This is a genomic window from Actinokineospora sp. (assembly GCF_050699995.1).
Taxonomy (GTDB): domain Bacteria; phylum Actinomycetota; class Actinomycetes; order Mycobacteriales; family Pseudonocardiaceae; genus Actinokineospora.
The window spans coordinates 1-1,913 of record NZ_JBOHGC010000448.1 but is presented as its reverse complement, the minus strand read 5'-3'; the positions used below and the strand labels follow the sequence as shown (position 1 = coordinate 1,913).

Here is a 1,913-nt window from a genome sequence, read left to right as displayed (position 1 = left end):
GACCTGATCGGCGCCGATCAGGTCCAACGGCTGCGCGCGGATCTCCAGGCGATCGTCGCGGAGTCCGGTCAGCCGGTAGCGCTGCGCCCGGTGTGGTGAGAATCCCACCGGTACGGCTCGAACTCCGCGTCGAGCGGCGCCGCGGTGAGGCGGTTCGCGAAGGTGGACAGGGTGTAGGTGCCGACGCCGAGCACGACGTCGAGCGCGTTGCGGTGGGTGAAGCCCGCGGCCAGGAACGCCCTCAAGTCCTCTTCGGACACTCCGCCGCTGGTCGCGAGGACCGCGGTGGTGAACTGCCGCAACGCTTCCAGGCGGGAGTCGTCGAGCGGCTTGCCCGACCGCAGCGGCCCGGCGATCTCATCCGGCAGCTTCGGCGTGTGCATGGCGACGCAGTAGTGGCACTCGACCCGGGTGGCCATCGTCATGATGACCGTCTCCCGCTCGACCTCGGTCAGCGTCGAACGGTCGAACACGGCGACGTTGCCCAGGAACGTGCTCAACAGCTCCGGCGACTCGGCCATCCGGGCGACCGGCTCGGGCAGGTAACCGAACCCGCGGGTGGTGGCTTCGATGATGGGCCGCGCTTTCTCGGGCGCGGTGTCGATCGTGTGACTGACGAACGTCAAGAGACCTCTTCTCCGTGGGGATACGGATCAAGGTAGACGTCACCCGCGAACTAGTCAAGCTGCTTGACTAGTCTTTCTGGAAGAGTTCGATCTCGCTCACCGCCAGGTCTGTCCCCTTGACCGAGCGGAACAGTGACACCACGTGGATCTCGACGCTGGTGGCGCCGTCACCGCTGGCGATGTCGACCTGCTGCGGATCGGGGTTGTCCTTGAGCGTGACGTCGGCGGTGCGGCCGGTGTTGAAGACGAAGTGCAGCCGCTCGGCCCGGTGCAGCCCTTGGAAACCTTCCGCGGAACCGTTGCGGATCAGGGCCCGGGAGATGGACACCTCGCGGTCGAACCGGAGGATCAGCGTGGGTTCGGGGCCGACGCCGGGGGCGGCCCAGAAGGTGTTGCTGAACCCGTCCGTGGCGGCGGGACCTGGGTGGTCGGGCAGCTGGGAGGTGGCCGACACCTCGACCGGCGAGACCGGGACGTACTGCTGGAAGATGATCTTCTCGGCCTGGTGCTTGAGCGCGAACGCCCGCTCGTTCACCCAGCCCCGGAACTGCCCCGAGACCCCGTAGACGATCCCGGCGACGAGGAGCAGCACGGCCACGACCCGCCGCACCGCCCGGAACGTCGCCGCGAAGGCCTCGCCGAACTTGGACTTCCCGCGCCTGCTCCCTTTGGGACGGTCACCCGACTTGCGCACCTTGGCGCCAGTGCGTGGGATCAGGTGCTTCCACCACGGCCGCTTGACGATCTCCGCCTCGGCGAGGGAAGCACCGCAGCGGCTGCAGAACTTGCGGGTCTCGGCGTTGCCCTCGCCGCAGTCGCCGCAGATGAGGTCGCCGGGCTTGAGCTTGCGGGTCGGCGGCCGCTTCTTGGGTGGGGGTGCCTTCTTGATCTCCTGAGGAAGGACGGCGTCGGGTTGTGGTCCACCGGGGGTGATGGGGACGACGAGGTTGCCCGCGGCTTCGCTGTCGCCGTTGGTGGAGGGTTTGGGCAGCTCCACGCCGGCATTCACCGCCGTGGGGAGGCTCGGGGCGGCGGGTGATGCGGTGGCGGTGGCTTTCGGCGCGGGCAGGGCGACCGGTGTTGCCGCGGCACCCGGGGGTGTGGAGGTGCCGGGAGGAGCTGACACGGGCAGCTTCACCGCCCCCGCGGGCGTGGACGGAGCTGAAGCACCCGGTGGGGCGGGTGGTTTCGGGGCACCAGGGGGCGCGGGCGGCTTCACCGCTCCCGGCGGGGCAGAGGGTTTCGGCGCGCCGTGAGCAGTGGGGGGCTTGGGCGCTCCGGGCGGGG

At 69.6% G+C, this 1,913-nt stretch carries 2 protein-coding genes; both read right to left on the bottom strand.

The window, feature by feature from the left end; genetic code table 11:
- Positions 1–68: 68 nt before the first annotated feature.
- Complete coding sequence (locus tag ACRDSQ_RS22325) at positions 69–626, bottom strand: carboxymuconolactone decarboxylase family protein (protein WP_431423761.1); 558 nt, start codon at positions 624–626, stop codon at positions 69–71.
- A 67-nt stretch (positions 627–693) separates the two neighbouring features.
- Complete coding sequence (locus ACRDSQ_RS22320; RefSeq protein ID WP_431423760.1) at positions 694–1,752, bottom strand: NADase-type glycan-binding domain-containing protein; 1,059 nt, start codon at positions 1,750–1,752, stop codon at positions 694–696.
- Between the last annotated feature and the right edge of the window lie 161 nt (positions 1,753–1,913).